Annotated in this window: 17 protein-coding genes; 3 read left to right on the plus strand and 14 right to left on the minus strand. The window is 71.4% G+C overall.

Features of this window, described 5'->3' with window-relative positions:
* Positions 1-17 precede the first annotated feature (17 nt).
* The 7 genes from paaE to ACFV6H_RS28305 all read right to left on the minus strand — a co-directional run bounded on the left by paaE (position 18) and on the right by ACFV6H_RS28305 (position 6164).
* Entirely contained in the window at positions 18-1157 is a 1140-nt protein-coding gene (gene paaE / locus ACFV6H_RS28275) for a 1,2-phenylacetyl-CoA epoxidase subunit PaaE (RefSeq protein ID WP_385547479.1), read from the minus strand.
* Entirely contained in the window at positions 1157-1687 is a 531-nt protein-coding gene (gene paaD, locus ACFV6H_RS28280; RefSeq protein ID WP_384984776.1) for a 1,2-phenylacetyl-CoA epoxidase subunit PaaD, read from the minus strand. The genes paaE and paaD overlap by 1 nt, the downstream gene beginning before the upstream one ends.
* Positions 1681-2535, minus strand: coding sequence for a 1,2-phenylacetyl-CoA epoxidase subunit PaaC (paaC, locus tag ACFV6H_RS28285; protein ID WP_385547482.1), 855 nt, complete (start codon positions 2533-2535; stop codon positions 1681-1683). Before paaC ends, paaD begins: the two co-directional genes overlap by 7 nt.
* 32 nt (positions 2536-2567) lie before the next feature.
* Complete coding sequence (paaB, locus tag ACFV6H_RS28290; protein WP_385547485.1) at positions 2568-2903, minus strand: 1,2-phenylacetyl-CoA epoxidase subunit PaaB; 336 nt, start codon at positions 2901-2903, stop codon at positions 2568-2570.
* Positions 2900-3910, minus strand: coding sequence for a 1,2-phenylacetyl-CoA epoxidase subunit PaaA (gene paaA / locus ACFV6H_RS28295; RefSeq protein ID WP_385547488.1), 1011 nt, complete (start codon positions 3908-3910; stop codon positions 2900-2902). Before paaA ends, paaB begins: the two co-directional genes overlap by 4 nt.
* Positions 3911-4089: 179 nt before the next feature.
* Positions 4090-5313 (minus strand): thiolase family protein, encoded by a 1224-nt coding sequence (locus ACFV6H_RS28300; protein WP_385547490.1) that lies wholly within the window; start codon positions 5311-5313, stop codon positions 4090-4092.
* A gap of 212 nt (positions 5314-5525) precedes the next feature.
* On the minus strand, positions 5526-6164 hold the full coding sequence (locus ACFV6H_RS28305; protein ID WP_385547493.1) for a TetR/AcrR family transcriptional regulator: 639 nt from the start codon (positions 6162-6164) through the stop codon (positions 5526-5528).
* Positions 6165-6251: 87 nt separating this feature from the next.
* On the opposite strand from ACFV6H_RS28305, the gene ACFV6H_RS28310 reads away from it, so the two are divergent.
* The 3 genes from ACFV6H_RS28310 to ACFV6H_RS28320 all read left to right on the plus strand — a co-directional run bounded on the left by ACFV6H_RS28310 (position 6252) and on the right by ACFV6H_RS28320 (position 8690).
* Positions 6252-7025: an MBL fold metallo-hydrolase gene (locus tag ACFV6H_RS28310; RefSeq protein WP_385547496.1), complete on the plus strand. Its 774-nt coding sequence runs from the start codon at positions 6252-6254 to the stop codon at positions 7023-7025.
* A gap of 141 nt (positions 7026-7166) precedes the next feature.
* Entirely contained in the window at positions 7167-8372 is a 1206-nt protein-coding gene (locus ACFV6H_RS28315; RefSeq protein ID WP_385547499.1) for a cysteine desulfurase-like protein, read from the plus strand.
* A 48-nt stretch (positions 8373-8420) separates the two neighbouring features.
* Complete coding sequence (locus tag ACFV6H_RS28320) at positions 8421-8690, plus strand: hypothetical protein (RefSeq protein ID WP_384781264.1); 270 nt, start codon at positions 8421-8423, stop codon at positions 8688-8690.
* 61 nt (positions 8691-8751) lie between these two features.
* Here the strand turns inward: ACFV6H_RS28320 and ACFV6H_RS28325 are convergent, their stop codons facing one another.
* The 7 genes from ACFV6H_RS28325 to pelF all read right to left on the minus strand — a co-directional run bounded on the left by ACFV6H_RS28325 (position 8752) and on the right by pelF (position 16236).
* Positions 8752-9555 (minus strand): endo alpha-1,4 polygalactosaminidase, encoded by an 804-nt coding sequence (locus tag ACFV6H_RS28325; RefSeq protein ID WP_385547502.1) that lies wholly within the window; start codon positions 9553-9555, stop codon positions 8752-8754.
* Between the two features lie 50 nt (positions 9556-9605).
* Positions 9606-10268, minus strand: a complete 663-nt coding sequence (locus ACFV6H_RS28330) for a spherulation-specific family 4 protein (protein ID WP_384780882.1) — start codon at positions 10266-10268, stop codon at positions 9606-9608.
* Positions 10265-11242 (minus strand): NAD-dependent epimerase/dehydratase family protein, encoded by a 978-nt coding sequence (locus ACFV6H_RS28335; RefSeq protein ID WP_385547505.1) that lies wholly within the window; start codon positions 11240-11242, stop codon positions 10265-10267. Before ACFV6H_RS28335 ends, ACFV6H_RS28330 begins: the two co-directional genes overlap by 4 nt.
* Before the next feature lie 7 nt (positions 11243-11249).
* Complete coding sequence (locus ACFV6H_RS28340) at positions 11250-11963, minus strand: NDP-sugar synthase (protein ID WP_384780876.1); 714 nt, start codon at positions 11961-11963, stop codon at positions 11250-11252.
* A gap of 57 nt (positions 11964-12020) precedes the next feature.
* Complete coding sequence (locus ACFV6H_RS28345; protein WP_385547509.1) at positions 12021-13022, minus strand: SDR family NAD(P)-dependent oxidoreductase; 1002 nt, start codon at positions 13020-13022, stop codon at positions 12021-12023.
* A gap of 134 nt (positions 13023-13156) precedes the next feature.
* Positions 13157-14626: a hypothetical protein gene (locus tag ACFV6H_RS28350; RefSeq protein ID WP_385547512.1), complete on the minus strand. Its 1470-nt coding sequence runs from the start codon at positions 14624-14626 to the stop codon at positions 13157-13159.
* Positions 14623-16236 carry a GT4 family glycosyltransferase PelF gene (gene pelF / locus ACFV6H_RS28355; protein WP_385547515.1) on the minus strand — a complete coding sequence of 538 codons (1614 nt, stop codon included), beginning with the start codon at positions 16234-16236 and terminating at the stop codon, positions 14623-14625. The genes ACFV6H_RS28350 and pelF overlap by 4 nt, the downstream gene beginning before the upstream one ends.
* Positions 16237-16314 lie beyond the last annotated feature (78 nt).

Below are 16314 nucleotides of genomic sequence, written 5' to 3' on the forward strand. Positions count from 1 at the left end.
CCGCACCGCACCGTGCGCTAGCTGTCGAAGTCGACCGCCAAGGTCTCGGAGACTGCGAAGGTCTGGCAGGTCAGGACATATCCCTCGGCCACTTCGGACTCCTCCAGCGCGAAGTTGCGGCGCATGTCGCCCTCGCCCTGTGTGATACGGGCGCGGCAGGTGCCGCAGACGCCTCCCTTGCAGGCGAACGGCAGATCGGGACGGGTGCGTTGGGCGGCGTCGAGCAGGGCGGTGCCGCGTGGGAGTGCGGAGGTGGTGGTGCGGCCGTCGAGGGTGATGGTGACCTGGCTGACGGGACCGGCCACCGCCGCGTCCTCGTGACGGACCGACCGTACGGGCTGGTCGTCGGCGTAGAACAGCTCCCGGTGCACCCGGTCGGACGGTACGCCCAGCTCCGCGAGGAGCCGCTGGGCCTCCTGGACCATCAGGTGCGGACCGCACAGCCACCAGTGGTCCGTCGCCGGGACGTCCACCAGTCCGTCGATGAGCGCGGTCAGCCGCTCCGCGTCGAGGCGGCCCGACAGCAGTTCGGCCTCGCGTGGCTCGCGGGAGAGCACATGTCCGAGCTGGAGCCGGGCGGGATGGAGGTCCTTCAGATCCGCCAGTTCGTCGGCGAACATCACCGTGTCCGTACGCCGGTTCCCGTAGAAGAGCGTGACGCGCGAGCGGCTGTCGGCGGCGAGGACCGACTCGGCGATCGACAGCATCGGGGTGATACCGGAGCCCGCGGCGACCAGGACATGGTGGCCGGGCGTGGTGAGGTCGGGAGTGAAGGAGCCGGTGGGCGCCATCACTTCGACGGTGTCCCCGGGACGGATGTCGTGCACCAGCCAGGAGGAGAAGAGCCCGCCGGGAACCATCCGGACACCGATCCGCGGCGGTGTGCCCTCGGGGGAGCAGATGGAGTACGAGCGGCGCTCGTCCCGTCCCTCGATCTCCCGGCGCAGGGTGAGGCACTGGCCGGCCCGGTGGGCGAACTCCGCGGTCAGCTCCTCCGGGATGTCGAAGGCGATCGCCGCGGCGTCCTCGCACAGCCGCTCGACCGCGGATACCCGCAGCCGGTGGAAGGCCGGCCGGCGACGCGTGCGCGCGGTCGCGCCGCCGGTCGCGCTTCCCGCGCCGGTCCCGGTCCCTGTCGCGGCGGTGGTCGGGGCCATCAGATCTCCTTGACGTACTCGAACGGTTCCAGACAGGCGCGGCAGCGCCACAGCGCCTTGCACGAGGTGGAGGCGAAACGCGATGTCTCCTCGGTGTCGGCCGAACCGCAGCGCGGGCAGGCCACCGCCCGCCGTGTGACCGACAGCTCCAGCGGGACGGGCCCGGCGGGCCGTCGGCGCACCGGACCGGGCGGCGCGATGCCGTGCTCGCCGAGCTTGCGGCGGCCCGCAGGAGTGATCCACTCCGTGGTCCACGGCGGATCGAGCTCCGTTCTGATCTCCACCCGTGCGAATCCGGCCGCCCGCAGCCGCGACGCCACATCGGCGCGCATCTCCGCCATCGCAGGGCAGCCCGAGTAGGTCGGCGTCAGGCTCGCGACGACCGTGCCGTCGGCCGTGACCTCGACACTTCGCAGGACACCCAGATCGGCGAGCGTCAGCATGGGCAGCTCGGGATCCGGGACGCACTCGGCGACCCGACGCGCCCGCTGCGCCGTGAGAGAGGCGAGGGAGGAGTGCGCGGTCACCATGTCGCCTCCGGATGGGCACGCGCCACGCTCTGCAACTCCGCCAGCAGCGGCGCCAGATGGACGGTGTGGTCGCCGTACCGGCCGCTGCCGGCCAGGGCGCCGCCGTCGGGAAGCGTGAGCCCGGCGGCGTCGAGGACCTGGCCGAGCACTTCCGTCGCCTCGTCCCGTACGGACACCGCGTCGATACCGAACCCCGGTTCGGCGTCGAGGAGTTCACCGAGGTACGGCGCGATCTCACGCAGCGCCGCGACCATACGGCGGTGCGACTCCTCTGTCCCGTCACCGAGCCGCAGCGTCCAGTCGGCGGCGAACTGGCGGTGGTAGGCGAGCTCGTTGACGCCCTTGGCCGCGACGGCCGCCAGCACCGGATCCTTCGCCGCCGTCGCCAGCCGTCCGAACACCGCCAGCCGCCAGCAGGACAGTACGAGCAGCCGCACGGTCGAGAAGGCGAAGTCACCGTTGGGCAGTTCGGCGAGTCGTACATTGCGGAAGTCGTCGGCGTCCCGGAAGTAGGCGTACGCGTCCTCGTCGCGTCCGGTGCCGTCCACCTGTCCCGCCCGTGCGTAGAGCAGTCGGGCCTGGCCGAGCAGATCGAGTCCGATATTGGCCAGGGCCACCTCCTCCTCCAGCTCCGGCGCGCGCGTGCACCACTCCGCGAGGCGCTGCGCGCCGACCAGGGCGTCGTCGGCGAGGGCGAGACATTGCACGGTCAGCTCCCGCGCGTCGACACCGTCCGGCACGGTCGTGTCCACACCGTGCAACGGATCCTTGAATCCGGTGCCGAACGCCCAGCGGGCATCGTCGTCATGTCCCTCGGCCAGGGAGAGATAGACATGATCGTCGCTCATGTCCGGCTCCTGGATGCGCTCATGCCCGGCTCCTAGATATGGGGGACATCGTCGGGGATGTCGTAGAAGGTGGGATGGCGGTAGACCTTGTCCGCGCTCGGCGCGAAGAAGGGATCCTTCTCGTCGCGCGTGGAGGCCGCGATGTGCTGCGAGCGGACGACCCAGATGCTGACGCCCTCGTTGCGCCGGGTGTACAGATCGCGGGCGTGGGTGAGCGCCATGGCGTCGTCGGCGGCGTGCAGCGAGCCGACGTGGACATGGTTGAGACCGCGCTTGCCGCGTACGAACACCTCGTACAGCGGCCATTCCCTCGCGCTCTCCGCCGTGCCGCTCGTGCTCTGTGCCGTACTCTCCTCGGTGCCGCTCATGCCGCTGCCTCTTCCTCGCTCCGGGCGGCCTGCCTGGCCGCGTGGGCGGTCGCCGCCGCACGGACCCAGGCGCCCTCCTCGTGTGCTGTCCGCCGCCGTGCGACACGTTCGCTGTTGCACGGTCCGTCGCCGCGGATCACCCGCTGGAGCTCGGACCAGTCGGGCGTGCCGAAGTCATGGCGCCCGCGCTCCTCGTTCCAGCGCAGCTCCGGGTCGGGGAGCGTGACACCGAGCTTCTCGGCCTGCGGCACGGTCATGTCGACGAACCGCTGACGCAGCTCGTCATTGCTGTGCCGCTTGATCTTCCAGGCCATCGAGGCCGCGGAGTTGGGCGAGTCGCCGTCGGGCGGCCCGAACATCATCAGCGACGGCCACCACCAGCGGTCGACCGCGTCCTGCACCATCGCGCGCTGGGCGTCCGTACCGCGCATCATCGTCATCAGCAGCTCATAGCCCTGCCGCTGATGGAAGGACTCCTCCTTGCAGATCCGCACCATGGCGCGCGCGTACGGACCGTACGAACTGCGGCACAGCGGAACCTGGTTGCAGATCGCCGCGCCGTCCACGAACCAGCCGATCACTCCGACATCGGCGAAGCTGGGCGTCGGGTAGTTGAAGATCGAGGAGTACTTCTGGCGCCCTTCGATCAGCCGCTCGGTCAGATCCGCGCGGTCGGCTCCCAGCGTCTCGGCCGCGGAGTACAGATAGAGGCCGTGTCCCGCCTCGTCCTGGACCTTGGCGAAGAGGATGGCCTTACGGCGCAGCGACGGAGCCCGGGTGATCCACTCGCCCTCCGGCTGCATGCCGATGATCTCCGAGTGCGCGTGCTGCGCGATCTGCCTGATCAGCGTCTTGCGATAGCCGTCGGGCATCCAGTCGCGCGGTTCGATCCGCTGATCCCGCTCGATGGTCGCGTCGAAATGCGCCTGGAGGCGCGGCTCGGCCGGACCGGTGACGGTGGTGACGGACGAGGCGGCGACGGACGAGGCGGAGTCTGTCGTGGTCATCGATACCAGCTTCCCAACCGACCGTTCGTTCGGTATGTAGTGAGATGAGTCTACTGCGCACGCACAAGCCCCGCCAAGAGGGGCGCAAGCCTGGACGTCAGGATGGGCACGAGCCCGGTCAGGGGTGGCACGAGTCCGGTCAAGGGTGGCGTAAGCCCGGTCAGGAGTGGCAGCGCCGCTCACACCCGCTCCACGAGCATGGCCACGCCCTGGCCGACGCCCACGCACAGAGTGGCCAGGCCCCGGCGGACGTCCTCGCGCTCCAGCCGTCCGAGCAGAGTGAGCAGGATACGGGCGCCGGAGCAGCCGAGCGGATGGCCCAGCGCGATGGCGCCGCCGTCCGTGTTGACCCGCTCCTCGTCCAGCTTCAGCCGCCGTATGACGGCGAGAGCCTGTGCGGCGAAGGCCTCGTTCAGCTCGACCGCGCCCAGCTCGCCGGTCTCCCAGCCGGCGCGGGCGAGGGCCTTCTCCGTGGCGGGCACCGGGCCGAGACCCATGAGGTTGGCCTGGACGCCCGCCGACGCGGAGGTGACGATCCGGGCCCGGGGAGTGAGTCCGTACCGCTCGACGGCCGCCGCGCTCGCCACGACCAGGGCCGCCGCGCCGTCGGAGAGCGGTGAGGAGGAGCCCGCGGTGACGATGCCGTCCTCGCGGAAGAGCGTACGCAGCGCGGCGAGCTTCTCCGGTGTCGTACCAGGGCGCGGGCCCTCGTCGGCGGTCACCTCGCCGCCCTTGACGGGAACCGGCACGATCTCGCGGTCGAAGCGGCCCGCCTCCTGGGCGGCGACGGCCCGCCGGTGGCTGCGCAGCGCGAAGGCGTCGGACTCGGCGCGTGTGATGCCGTCCAGGGCCGCCACCTCCTCCGCGGTCTCGCCCATCGACAAGGTCACCTTCACCGCGTCGGGCCCGGCGCCGGCGGGCACGGCACGGTCGGCGGCGGTGAAGCGCGGATTGGTGAAGCGCCAGCCCAGCGAGGTGTCGTGCGTCTCGCCCGGCTTGGCCCATGGTGTGCCGGGCTTCGCCATCACCCACGGAGCGCGGGTCATCGACTCGACACCACCCGCGACGATCAGCTCGGCCTCACCCGAGCGGATCGTCTGCGCGGCGGAGGCAACGGCGGTCAGGCCCGAGGCGCAGAGCCGGTTGACGGTGTAACCGGGCACGGTGTGCGGCAGCCCGGCCAGCAGGACGGCCATCCTCGCCACATCGCGGTTGTCCTCGCCGGCCTGGTTGGCGGCGCCGAGGATCACCTCGTCCACGGCCTCGCCCGGAATCCCGGAGCGCAGGACGGCCTCACCGACCACCAGGGCCGCCAGATCGTCGGGCCGTACGGTGGCCAGGGCGCCGCCGTAGCGGCCCTGCGGGGTGCGGGCCCCGTCGATCAGATAGACCTCGTCGGACATCGATGCGCTCCTCGGCGGTCGGGTGGGCGGCCGGATGGCCGGAGCCGCTGGTTGACAGGCGAATGGTTGACAGGCGATGACGATGCTTGATTTCTTGACCAGGCCGACGCTAACCGAATGTTCGGTCGGTAGACAAGGTGGTGGAAACCGTGACGCAGGTCACTTGAGGCCGGTCGCTGAGGCCGGCTGTGCGCGGTGCGCTCCGCGCCGTGTCAGGGCAGCAGCGCCGCCGTGAGCATCTGGGCGAGCCACTGCCGGTACTCGGACGCGGTCCAGCCGCGCTCGCGGGTCAGGCGTTCATGGACCTGAGGAGAGGTCAGCAGCCAGCAGGAGTCCGCCGCCCGGACCGGATCCAGACCGGGACGCAGCATCCCGGCCGTCGAGAGGTGGTCGACGAACGCTCCGGTGCCGGTCCGTCGTTCCCGGTCGGTGACGGCGGCCAGCTCGGCCAGCTCCGGATCGGCCGCGGACAGGACGGCCGTCAGGGCGGCCAGCCGCTCGTGGACGCCCGCCACGAACCGTGCGTAACCGGCGAGCTTCTCGACCGGGTCGGTCTCCGCGAGTACGGCGCGCAGCTCCGGCCGTGCGTGCATGGGCACCGGTTCGTCGTCCTGCGCCAGGGTGGTGTCGTAGACGGCCTTCACCAGTTCCTGCTTGCTGCCGAACACCTTGTACACCGTCGGTACGGAGACGCCCGCGCGCCGGGCGACGGCCTGGACCGAGGTGGCGCGGTAACCGTCCCGCAGCAGCGATTCCCGGCAGGCGTCGAGGATCGCGGCGCGGTTGCGTGCCGCCGCCGCCTGCCGCCCGCTGCTGTCGTAGCCGCGCCGCGGCCGGTCCGGTCCGGTCATGAGCCCTGCCTCCCGTGATTTCGGTATAGTTGATTCTATCGAAAATGGCCCGGCCGCCGCAGCCGGTCGAAACACCTGGGAGCATCCATGGAGCAGACCTCACCGTGCCCGCCGGGCGTCCATCGCCTCGGTGACAGCGTCGTCAATTTCTATGTGGTCGAGGAGCCGGACGGACTGGTCCTCGTGGACGCCGGACTGCCCGGGCACTGGCAGATGCTGTCCGACGCGCTCGCCGGACTGGGCGCGGCCGTCGGCGACATCAAGGCGGTGCTGCTCACGCATGCCCATATCGATCACCTCGGTCTCGCGGCCAGGCTCCACCGCGAGGCGGGAGCGTCGGTGTGGACGCATCGCGCGGACGCGCCCACACTCGCCGCCGACCGTCCGGCACGAGCCGCCGCCAAGCCGGAGCGCTCCATCGTGCCGTATCTGTTGCGCCGTCCCTCGGCCCTGGTGCTGCCTCTCCGGCTCGCCCTCCAGGGAGGTTTCAGCCCGGAGCCGGTGCGTGAGCCGGACACCTTCGACAGACGTCTCGTACTGAGCCGTGTTCCCGGTTCGCCGGAAGCGGTGCCACTGCCGGGCCACACCCCGGGGAGCACCGCGTACTTCTTCCCCCGGCACGGCGCCGTCTTCACGGGCGACGCGCTCATCACCCACGACGGTCTCACCGGTGCCCGTGGCCCCCGGCTGATCTGCCGGGCCTTCACCCATGACAGCGCCGCCGCGCTCGCCTCGCTCGACCGGCTGACCGAACTCACCGAGCACGACGGCGATCTGACGCTTCTGCCGGGCCATGGTGAGCCGATGGCCCATGGCCTGGCCGAGGCGGTCACACGGGCCCGCGAGTTCGGTGTGGTCTGAGCCCGCTTCTGCGTACCCGACCAGGCCTGAAGGAGGTGTCGGTGGGCAGAGATATGCTCCAGCGTCGCACCAGTGATCGACGAGGAGCGGCCGGATCCGGCACGAGAGTCCGCGAGGAACCAGCGAGAGGAGTCACCGGCGATGACCTTCGACGTGGCAACGGTACGTGCGGCCTATCCCGCGCTCGGCGACGGAACGGCCTATCTCGACGGCGCGGCGGGCACCCAGGTGCCGGCCGTGGTCATCGACGCGATCACGGACGCGTACCGGACCGGGATGGGCAACGCGGGCGGCACCTTCGCCGCCAGCCGGTACTCGGGAGAGATCGTCGCGGAGTGCCGCCGTGCCGTCGCCGATCTGGTCGGCGGAGTCCCGGAGGGCATCGTCCTGGGCCAGAACACCACCTCGCTCGTCTACCGCTTCTCCCAGACCCTTGCCGCCACCTGGCGGCCCGGTGACGAGATCGTGGTCTCGCGGCTCGACCACGACGCGAACATCCGCCCGTGGATACAGGCCGCGGCCCGCGCGGGCGCGGTCGTACGGTGGGCCGAGGCCGATCCGGCGACGGGCGAGCTGCCGGTGGAGCAGTACGACACGCTGCTCGGCGAACGCACCCGGCTGGTGGCGGTGACGGCGGCCAGCAATATCCTCGGCACCCGTCCCGATGTCGCGGCCATCACCGCCAAGGCGCACGCGGTCGGCGCCCTGACCTATGTCGACGGGGTGCACGCCACTCCGCACGGCCCGGTCGATGCCGGCGCGCTGGGCGCGGACTTCTACGCCACCAGCGCCTACAAGTGGTCCGGCCCGCACATCGGCGCGGTCGCCGCGGACCCGGCGCTGCTCGGCACACTGCACCCGGACCGGCTGGCCTGCTCGCCCGGCACCGTGCCGCTGCGCTTCGAGACCGGGACTCCGCCCTTCGCGGATCTGGCCGGAGTCACCGCCGCCGTCGACCATCTGGCCGCCCTGGCCGGACCGGGCGCGGGCAGCCGGCGCGAGCGGCTGCTCGTCTCGATGGGCGCGGTGGAGTCGGCCGAGCGTGAGCTGTTCGGGGTGATGCTGCGCGGGCTGGAGGAGCTGCCCCGCGTCACGCTCTACGGAAAGCCCGCGCGGCGCACCGCGACCGCCTACTTCCGGGTGGCCGGACATACGCCGAGGGAGGTCGCCGAGCATCTCGCGGCCCGTCGGGTCAATGTGTGGGACGGCCACTGCTACGCCTGGGAGCTGACCGAGGCCCTGGGACTGCGGGAGACCGGCGGCGCGGTCCGTGCCGGGCTCGTGCACTACAACGACCGCTCCGATGTCGACCGGCTGCTGGAAGCGGTCGCGGAACTGGCCGTCTGACGGCGACCGCCAGGAGGATTGTCAGTGGCGGGTGCGATGCTGCTTGCCATGGACGAACTGCTACGGCGGCGCCGGGTGTACGGAGCCGACCACGACGACCCGGACCCGGGACCGCGGCCCGGCCATGTCTACCGGGAGCTGGTCGCCGGGCCGCTGGACGGTCTGCTGCTGGATGTCACCGGCTGGACCGACCGGCGGCTCGCGGAAGGTGCCGCGCTGGACACCGAGATAGGTTCGTACGGCGCTGGCGGCCATGCCCTGTACGGGCCCAGGCCCGCCGATCCGGAGCGCTGGGACTGGCAGGGCGACACGCCCTGACCGGCCTCCGGCGTTTCCGGCGCGGCCGGTGGGGGCCGGTGGGCCGGTCCGGCCGGGTGGCTCAGCAGGCCTGGCGCCAGGTGTCGAGATCGAGGTTCTTGCGCATGGACGAGAATCCCAGACGGCGGCTCTGCGTGCAGAAATCATTGGTGGACAGCGCGTATTCGACATGGAGGACGGCCTTCCCGGCCTCCACGAAGGGAGTGAGCAGCGTGCACTCGTCGTACTGTGCGCACTCCTCGTTCACGGCGAAGTCGAAGGTGCCCACGAGCGCGGGCACCTGTGGCAGATCGTTCTTGAGGCCGACCGACATATCCCGTTCGTGCGCGATCCGGGCGATCATACGGTTGTAGGCGAGCTGATGGGCGGCGCGGAGCGGGAATCCGGTGTCGTTGAGATAGCCGTCGAGCAGATCGGGTTCGACCGCGTCGAATCCCTTCGCCCGGCACATGTCGAAGCGCTTCTCCATCAGCGGCTTCAGGATGTCGAGGCGCCGGATGTCGAGCCAGCGCTCGCCGTCCCAGCCGTTGGGGCGGCCACGGACGGAGGCCGGAAAGGCGTCGCTGTCCGGGCGGAAGTCCTCCCAGGCACCGGCGTTGATGTAGCAGATGACCTTCCGTCCGTCCCGGTGGAGACGGGCGACATCGGCGACGGTGTTCTCGAAGCCGTCGATGTCGTACACGGGCACATCGATCCCGGGATCCACCCGGCCGTCGAGCTGCCACTGCCAGGCGCTGCCCGGCCGAGGCGCCCAGCGTCCGGCCGAGGTCGGCTTCTCGGTCGCTGTGCCTTTCTCCGGGCCGGCCGGCGAGCAGCCCGTCACCAGCAGGAGCAGCACAAGGACGGCGAGAGGCAGGAGGGCCATGAGCGGCACGCTTCGGGCGCGCCGGGACGGTTGAGCGAGGAGTGAACGCGTCATGGCGCCTTCCGGAGCAGGGCGAACGGTGGCGCCGCCCATGGGTTGGGCAGTTCGCCCGCGACCGGGCAGGAGACGGCCGCGCCACGCTCCAGGGCGGTACGGACGGCGAGCCGGGTCAGCGCAGGCGGCACGCCGTACACGAGATGGCAGAACCGCTCGGACGGATGGCGGGAGGTCCAGCGCGGACGGACGAAAGGAGACAGATAGGTCGTCCAGTGCCCTTCGAAGGTGACGATCAGGTCGGCGATCCGGGCATAGCCGCGGGCCGGATGGACACCCGGGTTGAGCACGACCGTGGCCGCTCCCCGGCGCCGTGCGGCACGGACCAGACGCCGACAGCGGCGCAGTTCGGCGGTCCCGGCCGGCGCGCGGTCGAGGAAGCAGCCGTCGACGTCGTACCACTCGCGATGGCGGTCGAGATCGTCCCGTACGGCGGTGCCCGGCCGCTTCCCGTAGGCGAGATCGACATAACCGAGGACGCGTGTGCCCGCGTCGCGCAGCGCACGTGCGGCGGAGACAAAGGCGGGATCGGAGGAACGGCCGGGACCGTCACCTGGGTTGAGTACGACGCCGTAGACATGGTCGGCCGCCGAGGTCAGCAGCCGCCAGGCGGCCGGATCCTCGACGGGATGGATGTAGAGCGGTACGAGCAGGCTCATCGGCCACGGTCCCCGGCCGATTCCGGTGCCGGTGCCGATTCCGGTGTCTGTGCCCGTTCCGGTTCCGGTTCCGGCCCGGTGCGCGCGGAGGCCCACAGATCGGCGAGGGACTCCGCCAGTCCGTAACGGGGAACCCAGCCGAGCGCGTTCGCGGCGGCGGTGATGTCCGAGCACTGCCAGGACACGTCCGAGGAGCGCGGGGAGCCGTCCCGGCTCTCCTCGATCCTGCCCCGGAAGTCCGCCGCCCGTGCCAGACCGTGCACCAGATCGCGGACCGGGAGGGCCCGTCCGCCGCCGATGTTCAGTACGGGAGGCAGCGGGCCCGGTGCGGTGGTGGCCAGGACGACCGCGCGGGCGATGTCCCGTACGTCCACGAAGTCGCGGTACGCCGAGAGATCGCCGAGACGCACGACGGCGTCCGGATCTCCGTCGGCCTGCCCGGCCCGCCGGAGCTGCCGGACGAGACGGCCGGGCAGTCCGGCCGCCGGCGCGCCCGGCCCGACCGGATTGCCCACGCGCAGGACGACGGAGTCCAGCCCGGACGCGGTGACGGCGACCGTGCCCGCGAGCTTGGTGGCACCGTACGGACCGGTCGGCCGGGTGGCGGCACTCTCGGTGACGCGCTCGCCGTGAGCGGTCGGACCGTACTCGGCGGCGGATCCGAGATGGACCAGCCGCGCCCGGGGAGCCGCCTCGCGCAGGGCGGCGCAGAGCACAGCGGGACCTCGGGCGTTGACCTCGGCGAGTGTCACGGCGTCACCTCCGACGGCTCCCGCACAGTTGACGACCGCGTCCGGCGCGAACGAGGCGATCCTGTCCGCCAGTTGACGGGAGCCGATGGTGGCGAGGTCGACGGCCAAGCCCGCGGCCGGGGCCCGGCCGCCGCCGAGCAGCCGCGCGCCGGGCAGGGCGCGAAGCTGCTCGGCGGCGTGTCCGCCCAGGTATCCGGTGAGGCCCAGGACGAGGATGCGCATGGAGTGCTCAGGCTCCCTTGAGCAGAAGGGACTGGTAGGTGGTGAACTCGGCGTTGGCGCGGTCGTAGTCGTCCGGGCGGCCGATGTCGAGCCAGTATCCGTCGAACTCGTAGGCATGCGGAGGATTGCTCGATTTGAGCAGATCGAGGACGAGTTCGTCGAAGCCGAGCGGCAGTCCCGGTGTGTAGGCGTCGAGAGTCGCCCGGCTCAGCCCGTACGCGCCCATCGAGACCCGGTAGTCCACACTCGGCTTCTCGGTGAAACCGACGACCCGTCCGGCGTCCGTGGTCAGAACACCGAAGTCGATATGCACCTTGCGCGCGTAGGTGGTGATCGTCAGAGGCGCGCCGGAACTGCGGTGACGCAGCAGCACATCGCGGTAGTCGAGATCGGTGAGGATGTCGCCGTTCATCACAAGAAAGGTCTCGGGCAGCCGGTCCCGCATGGTCAGGAGCGGGCCCAAGGTGCCCAGCGGACTCTCCTCGCTGGAGTAGTCGATCCGGAGCCCCCAGCGGGAGCCGCTGCCGACATAGGCGCGGATGATCTGTCCCAGATGGCCGATGGCGAGCGTGCAACTGGTGAATCCGGCGGCGGCGAGCTGACGGAGCACGATCTCCAGAATGGCGTGCTGATCGCCGATCGGTACAAGAGGTTTGGGCAGTGCCGTGGTGTAAGGGCGTAAGCGGACGCCTTTGCCTCCGGCGAGGATCACTGCGTGCATGGGATGTCTCCCTGTCTATGGCGTCATCGGGATGACGGAATCGAGGTGGCGCGCGGATCAGATGTGGTAGACACCGGCCTTGTAGCGGGCGAGGTTCGCGGGATCGCGGAAGAAGTCGGCGGTACGGGCGAGTCCGCTCTCCAGATCGTGCTCCGGCGCCCAGCCGGTGGCCGTACGCAGCCGGCCGGCGTCCGCGACCAGGCGCATCACCTCGGAGTCGGCGGGACGGATACGCCGCTCGTCCTCCCGTACGGTCAGTTCGGCGTCCATGACCTTGCCGATCAGCCGGACCAGATCACCGATCGAGATCTCGTCCCCGGTCCCCGCGTTGAAGGTCCGGCCCACGACGGTCGCGGCCGGAGCGGTCCCCACGGCCAGAAAGGCGCGGACCGTGTCGGAGACGAAGGTGAAGTCGCGGGTGGGCCGCAGATCCCCGAGCGTGACGGTCCGTGAACCGGCGGCGACCTGGCCGATCACCGTGGGAATCACGGCCCGCATGGACTGACGCGGACCATAGGTGTTGAACGGACGCAGGACGACGACCGGAGTGCCGAAACTGGCGTGGTAGCTGTCGGCGAGCCGGTCGCCGCCCGCCTTGGAGGCCGCGTACGGCGACTGGGTCTGGATGGGATGGTCCTCGGTGATGGGCACGGTGCGCGCGGTGCCGTAGGTCTCGCTGGTGGAGGTGTGCACCAGCCTGGGCGTGCCCAGGGCGCGGACCGTCTCCAGCACATTGAGGGTGCCGGTCACATTGGTGTCCACGTAACTGTGAGGTGCCTGGTACGAGTAGGGGATCGCGATGAGCGCGGCCAGGTGGTAAACCGTTTCGGCGCCCTCGGCCAGGGCCCGGACGGAGCCCGGGTCACGGATGTCTCCGAGCACGATCTCGACCTGGTCGATGACATCGGACGGCAGGCTGTCCAGCCAGCCGTAGGAGGAGAAGGAGTTGTACTGCACCATGGCCCGGACCCGGTGTCCGGACGCCACGAGTGCCTCGGTCAGATGCGAGCCGATGAAGCCCTCGGCTCCGGTGACGGCTACGAGCGGTACGGATGTCAACGGGTGTCTCCTCGGGTTGTCTGCGGGTGGTCGTGGGCGAGTGGTCGTACGCGGACGGTGGTGACCGGTGGCCCGGCCGTCGTACGCGGCGGGCGGCGGCAGCTACGTAGGCGCGGCAGGCGCGGCAGGTCCGGTCAGGCGTGCGCCGTCGGTCTGCCCAGCAGCCACAGCGCACAGCCGGCGAGCACGGCCGCCGCGGCGCCGCAGGACAGCGCGAGCGTCAAGGGCCCCGGTGGCGCGTGCAGCAGGTGCCCGGCGGTGAGGCCCGCCGCCACCGTGCAACAGATCGCCGCCGGGAGCCGGCCGATACCGAACGCCTGGAGCAGCAGAGCTGTCCACAGCGTCGCTCCCAGCGCGGCCAGCGGCAGCGGATCGGCACCGGTCAGCAGCGCTCCCGGGATCAGCGGCAGGACATAGGCCACCAGACAGACCGCCAGTACGGCGGCCGAGCGCAGCCGGAAGGCGCGCGGTGTCGTGGTGGCGCGCAGGGCCGCCACCGAGAGCCCGCGGTAGCGGTACAGCAGCCACTCCGCCGGGCCCATGCTCACGGTCAGTACGACCACCGCGAGCGTATGGCCGCGCCCTACGGACAGGACCAGCACTCCGGCCGCCAGACCGAACAGACCGTACGGCAAGGAGGCCCGCAGAGGGGGCCGCCGGGCGCCGGGCCCGGGCGGCGCCTTGAGCGTTCCTCGTACGGCATGGCCCGCCGCCGCGACGGCCAGCGCCAGAGTGAGCAGCGGAAGCGCGGTGCGCGGCAGCGGACCGGGCTGCCACCAGGGCAGCGCCGCCGCTCCCGCGGCCACCGGAACGAGCGCGGCCAGCAGAACGCGCTCCCTGCCGAGCACCAGCAGAACACCCGCCGCCGCGAGATAGCAGGACTGCGCCACGGCGAAGAGCGCCGCGGGACCGGGCCCGGCGACGGCCGTTCCCACAGCCGACGCCAGCAGCGCTCCCGCCGGTGCGCCGACGAGCAGCGTCCGGCCGGCCTCGTGCGGGCCGACGGTGAGCCGCAGATGGGTACGGTGCCCGAGGGCCTGGCCCCATGCCCAGGAGAGCAGCGCGGCGGCGATCAGTCCCTGGGTCTCCCGTCCGCCGTGCCAGAGCGGAGGAACCAGTAGATACGCCAGGGCCGGCAGGGCGAACAGTGCTCCGCGCAGGGCGCACCGTACATGGTCGGGTGCCCAGGGATCGGGCGGCGAAGGCGGTTCCGGGAAGCTGCGGGGCACCTTGTGGAACAGATCCTCGGCGAGCGAGAACAGATCCGGATGCCCGTACTGATGCTGTATCCGCTCACTGGTCAGACCTTCGGACTCCAGCAGCGCGGCCACCTCGTACGCGTGCACGGCGGGCCCTATCCGATCAGCCAGCTCGGCCGCCAGCCGGTCCACGGGATCGTCGGTCCGCGAGCGCCGTCCGACATGGCCGGTACGGGGCAGCCGCAGCGCGAGCGTCGTGTCGTTCGGCGCGAGGGCCGTGTCATCGGCCAGTCTCCGGGAGCCGGCCAGTCTCCGGGAGCCGGCCGGTCTTCGGGAGTCGGCCAGTCTCAGGGAGAGGGTGTCGTCCTGTCCGTCATCGGGTTCCAGGGATATCGGGCCGCTCATCCCGCCATTCCTTCGAGATCGGCGACGGCCGGACGCCCGGCCGGAGCGAGGTCCGTCGCCCTCGCCGCGGAGGGGAGCCGGACGGCGGACACCGGTGCGGGCACCGCCGTGGGCAGCCCTGAAGGCAGCGCGGGGCCGTCGGCGCGCGGTACGGCCGGAACGGAGGTGCCGCGTGCGCACAGTTCCAGATAGATGGCCCGGAAGGTGTCCACCGTCTGTCTGAGCGTGAACTGTTCGATCACGCGCAGCCGCGCCGCCTCGCCCATCGCGGCACGCCGTGGCGGATCGGCCAGCAGCTCCAGCGCCGCCGCGGCCATGGCGGCGGGCTCGCGCGGCGGTACCACCAGACCGGTCGGTCCCACCGCCTCGCGCACACCGCCGACATCGGTGGAGACGGTCGCCCGCCCGCACGACATCGCCTCTATCAGAGTGAACGGAAAGCCCTCGCTGATGCTGGAGAGCATCACCACATTGCCCGCCGCGTAGGCGTCCTTGATGTCCTCGACCCGTCCCTCGAAGGTGACCGCGTCGCCGTGGCCGAGGGAGGCGGCGAGCTTCTCGCACCGCTCCCGGTAGGCCTCGCCGCCGCGCGGAGTACCGCCGAAGAGCCGCAGCCGCGCCTGCGGCAGCTCCGCGCGGACCCGGGCGAACGCCCGTATCAGTGTCTCCAGGTCCTTGATCGGATCGACGCGTCCCGCCCAGCTCAGGGTCGGCAGGGCCGGTTCGGGTCCGGCGGGCGGGAAGGCCGCGGGATCGACTCCGTTGTAGACCGTGCGGATCAGCCGTGGATCGGCTCCGCCCTGTTCCTCCCAGAGCCGGTTGTAGCGGTTGCCGGGAGTGATCAGCGCGGCCCTGCGGTACGTCTCCTCCGCCAGCAGCCGGAAGAAGCCCAGCAGGACCGCCTTCACGGGCCAGCGGTAAGGAGCGGTCCGGTAGCCGAGATAGCGCTCCCGCAGATAGACGCCGTGCTCCGTCAGAAGCAGCGGGACACCGTGGAGTTCTGCCGCGGCCAGGCCCGGCAGCACGGCGACACCGCCGCTGACCGCGTGGCTCACGCCCAGCTCCGGCGGACGGGCGGCGAACGGGCGCAGCGCGTGCTCCAGGAGTCCGGTGGCGGTGACCGCGTCGTACAGGGTCGGGCGGGCCTCGCGTACGGGCAGTCCCGGCCGGTTCCATACGGCGGTCAGTATCCGCACCGCGCGGTTGTCGCGCAGGGCCGGGCTGAGCGTCCCGTCCTGCGCGGCGCGCGCCATCTCGTAGAGGGCGGGAGCGAAACCGCTCTCTGCGGCCGGATCGAGCAGCGCCGTCAGGAACCGTTCGTACGCGGCCATCAGCCGGCGCAGCGCGCGACCGCGCGGCAGGGCTCCGTCGGGAGCGGGCCCCCACATCGGGACCGGGTCCAGCCCGGTCACCTGCGGCGGCAGCTCCCATACGGCGCTCTCGCGGCCGGTTCCGGTGACCGCGACGACATGGAAGTCCATGTCGGGCATACCGCCGACGAGCTGATCGCACCAGACGCTCACGCCGCCGTGACTGTGGGGGTAGGTGCCTTCGGTGAGGAGGGTGACACGCGCCGCGCCGGGACGCGGCGTGCGGTGACGCTGGGGCATGGAGGCGCTCCACGGCGAGAAGAGTGCGGTGGCGTGGCGGGCCCTGCCGACCGAGCGGTGGACAGGACCCGGTGCCGG

Source organism: Streptomyces sp. NPDC059743 (genome assembly GCF_042732975.1).
Lineage (GTDB): Bacteria > Actinomycetota > Actinomycetes > Streptomycetales > Streptomycetaceae > Streptomyces.

Coding starts and splice junctions, on each gene's coding strand:
- paaE (WP_385547479.1), bottom strand. CDS start 1,157: ATGGCCCCGACCACCGCCGCGACAGGGACCGGGACCGGCGCGGGAAGC.
- paaD (WP_384984776.1), bottom strand. CDS start 1,687: ATGGTGACCGCGCACTCCTCCCTCGCCTCTCTCACGGCGCAGCGGGCG.
- paaC (WP_385547482.1), bottom strand. CDS start 2,535: ATGAGCGACGATCATGTCTATCTCTCCCTGGCCGAGGGACATGACGAC.
- paaB (WP_385547485.1), bottom strand. CDS start 2,903: ATGAGCGGCACCGAGGAGAGTACGGCACAGAGCACGAGCGGCACGGCG.
- paaA (WP_385547488.1), bottom strand. CDS start 3,910: ATGACCACGACAGACTCCGCCTCGTCCGTCGCCGCCTCGTCCGTCACC.
- ACFV6H_RS28300 (WP_385547490.1), bottom strand. CDS start 5,313: ATGTCCGACGAGGTCTATCTGATCGACGGGGCCCGCACCCCGCAGGGC.
- ACFV6H_RS28305 (WP_385547493.1), bottom strand. CDS start 6,164: ATGACCGGACCGGACCGGCCGCGGCGCGGCTACGACAGCAGCGGGCGG.
- ACFV6H_RS28310 (WP_385547496.1), top strand. CDS start 6,252: ATGGAGCAGACCTCACCGTGCCCGCCGGGCGTCCATCGCCTCGGTGAC.
- ACFV6H_RS28315 (WP_385547499.1), top strand. CDS start 7,167: ATGACCTTCGACGTGGCAACGGTACGTGCGGCCTATCCCGCGCTCGGC.
- ACFV6H_RS28320 (WP_384781264.1), top strand. CDS start 8,421: ATGGACGAACTGCTACGGCGGCGCCGGGTGTACGGAGCCGACCACGAC.
- ACFV6H_RS28325 (WP_385547502.1), bottom strand. CDS start 9,555: ATGGCCCTCCTGCCTCTCGCCGTCCTTGTGCTGCTCCTGCTGGTGACG.
- ACFV6H_RS28330 (WP_384780882.1), bottom strand. CDS start 10,268: ATGAGCCTGCTCGTACCGCTCTACATCCATCCCGTCGAGGATCCGGCC.
- ACFV6H_RS28335 (WP_385547505.1), bottom strand. CDS start 11,242: ATGCGCATCCTCGTCCTGGGCCTCACCGGATACCTGGGCGGACACGCC.
- ACFV6H_RS28340 (WP_384780876.1), bottom strand. CDS start 11,963: ATGCACGCAGTGATCCTCGCCGGAGGCAAAGGCGTCCGCTTACGCCCT.
- ACFV6H_RS28350 (WP_385547512.1), bottom strand. CDS start 14,626: ATGAGCGGCCCGATATCCCTGGAACCCGATGACGGACAGGACGACACC.
- pelF (WP_385547515.1), bottom strand. CDS start 16,236: ATGCCCCAGCGTCACCGCACGCCGCGTCCCGGCGCGGCGCGTGTCACC.